This window comes from Priestia sp. P5_B4, assembly GCF_056400385.1.
This window is the reverse complement of record NZ_JBFULJ010000553.1, coordinates 1-2549: the sequence shown is the minus strand read 5'-3', so window position 1 is coordinate 2549 and position 2549 is coordinate 1. Positions and strand designations below refer to the sequence as shown.

Here is a 2549-nt window from a genome sequence, read left to right as displayed (position 1 = left end):
GATGTACCCTGGACTTTGCTTTTCCTTGCTCCACTTGCTTACAAGTGCTCCAATTAAATCATCTGCTTCATAAGAAGACAATGACATTTGATAAATGCCTACTGTGTCAAAAAATTGTTTTAACGTTTCATACTGCTGAATCAGCGGCTCAGGCAGCTCTGCTCTTGTTTGCTTATATAGGGCGTATGTATCTTTACGTTTTGTATCCTCACGCTTAACATCCCAAGCGACGAAAATATGGCTTGGCTCATATTGGTGAATCAATGCATGCATTTTTTGAATCGTTACTCTCAGGGCATTCGTAAATTGGCCCTTACTATTTCTTGTCAACGCTGCTTCATCTCTGCCATAAGAAGTAGCAAAATAACAGCGGCTTAATAAATTAAATCCATCAATTACTAATAGTGTTTCGTTCACATAGTCACGTCCTTTGAAAACTTTGCTCCTTTAGCTTTTAGAGCACACATACTATAGCACTTGTTCTTTGCACGCGTCAATGAAGCGTACAAAGCTCAAAACACGCCCATTTTTTTCGCTCAATGTAAATGTAGTATAAAGATGTTAAATTGTTGTTATGATTTATTCGTTTGGCTTTTAGAACTTTTGACTATCCTATAAAATGAGGATGAAAGATCAATCCTACAAATGAAGGTGAAAAAAGTGAATAAAAACACGATGATTAAAACATTAAAAGTTATATCTGTTGTGTCGCTTCTCGCTTTGTTATTTATCATTGCTTATGATCGTTCCATGTCTACATCCATGATTATTTTGTTCAGTTCGCTCATTTTCTTTGTATTTGTACTTAGCGACTTTTTTTTCGATCGCAAGCCGTGGGGATTAAAAGGCCTTCAATTATATATATCACTGATGTTATTCATCATTGCCATTTTTGAAATGCATCAAGTTGTCAGTTCACTTTGCGTTATTTCCATTATGGCTCTACCAAAAGTTATTGACGAATTAGCTTAAGTGTGAATGATAAATGATAAAATCCATGATCACAATGATCATGGATTTTATTACGTTTTGAGTAGTTTTTCAGAGATGCGAAGAGCTTCTTCTATGCCAAATTTACGCACTAAACTGATGGCTTCCTTTATTTCTCGTTTTTTCAAATCAYGGGTCGGATTTAAATTTAACAACACTTGAATAACAACTAAATCCCGCATCGTAAACATCATATTCTTTTTCATATCCCGCTGAAATGTATACTGCTCTTTTAAGAGCCGGTCACTTATTGCTAACACTTTCGACTCCGGAAGATGTAGCTGCGCTCCTGCTTCTTGACAAGACCACAATTTTTTCACTCGATCTTCAGCATTCATATTTGCGACTCGTGCATATGTAATATCGCTGTTTTCTTGACGAATCTCTATCTCTTTTAACGTTGGCTTTAGCACCGTTTTTCGCTTGGAAACTTTTTTCTTATAAACTCCTGTATCCCTGAGGACCCTGCCGTGAACGGTGTAAATGTCGTATTCATTTTCTCTTTTTACATCTTGTTTATTGTATTTTGGAAAATAACCATTTACAAGCATCGTTCTCAGCATATCTAATTCTTTTTTTAATCCATGCACTTCAATATATCCAACAGCACAAATCTCTTTGTGGAATTTTTTTGTGTTGCTAACGCCTTTTCCTGCAACGTGAGCTCTTACTCTTTCTAATAGAGAGCCCGTCGTTGCTCCGATATACAAAAGCCTGCCCGGTTTATCAAAGAAAAAATAAATGCCGGGAGCGGAAGGCAATTGTCCTATTTCTGCTGTACTTAGCAGCTTMTGCAGTACCTGCATGACTGCTAAATCAATTTTCGCTGTCATTATTTTTGATAACCTTTTAACATTTCTTCATACACTTTTAGATGCGTATACACAGTTTGAAGAAGCGGTACGTGTATAGACGACTTTTCAGCTAATGTCAGCAAATATCCTTGAAGGTGGTCTCCTTCAATTTGAAAACTTTTTTCCATATCACGCTGCATCGATGACTTCATGTCATACGTCATTTTGTCCATCGTATTCATATGCTGTTCAATAATCCCTTCAGCTAATGGTGCATCGTATGCCATCATAATATTTTCAACTTCTTTAAAAAGCTCTTGTACGAATTGACGCCCCCCTTTTGCCGCTAGCACTGGGCCAACAGGTGCGCGCATAAGAGTGGTCATGCCTGACATAACCGTAATAAATAAATACTTATGCCACATATCCTGTTCAATATATGAACTTTTTACAAACGAAGCTTTTGTACCGCTGAACGCTTGCTCAATCAGTTGTAATCTTTCTGTTTCCTTCTGCTTAAATTCACCAAATACAAGTCTGTGAGCAGGACTCGTCTGGACGACATCTCCATCTTTGTTTAAAGTTGTTTCAATAAAGCACAGTCCTCCAATAACTTTTTCTTCCCCAAAAGCTTCTTGTAAAGGACCCACGTGAGCCATACCGTTTAGCAAAGGTACGACAACTGTCTGATTCCCTACAAAAGGACGCACATCCTCAATTGCTTGTTTAAGATGATAAGCCTTAGTTGTGAACAAAATAACATCA

General features: G+C 37.3%; 4 protein-coding genes. 1 reads left to right on the top strand and 3 read right to left on the bottom strand.

Going from position 1 to position 2549, the window contains the following annotated elements; translation table 11 throughout:
- Nucleotides 1-417 (bottom strand): PIN domain-containing protein (locus AC1DRF_RS22845; protein ID WP_477741764.1); only part of this gene is annotated, 417 nt, incomplete at its 3' end.
- A gap of 243 nt (nucleotides 418-660) precedes the next feature.
- Between AC1DRF_RS22845 and AC1DRF_RS22840 the strand changes: the two genes are divergently transcribed.
- Nucleotides 661-972, top strand: coding sequence for a hypothetical protein (locus tag AC1DRF_RS22840; protein ID WP_016763842.1), 312 nt, complete (start codon nucleotides 661-663; stop codon nucleotides 970-972).
- 50 nt (nucleotides 973-1022) lie between these two features.
- On the opposite strand, the gene AC1DRF_RS22835 is transcribed toward AC1DRF_RS22840, so the two are convergent.
- Nucleotides 1023-1823, bottom strand: a complete 801-nt coding sequence (locus tag AC1DRF_RS22835; protein WP_477741763.1) for a GIY-YIG nuclease family protein — start codon at nucleotides 1821-1823, stop codon at nucleotides 1023-1025.
- Nucleotides 1823-2549, bottom strand: a 727-nt coding sequence (locus AC1DRF_RS22830; RefSeq protein ID WP_477741762.1) for a ketopantoate reductase family protein, incomplete at its 5' end; no start/stop codon positions are given. The genes AC1DRF_RS22835 and AC1DRF_RS22830, both read right to left, overlap by 1 nt.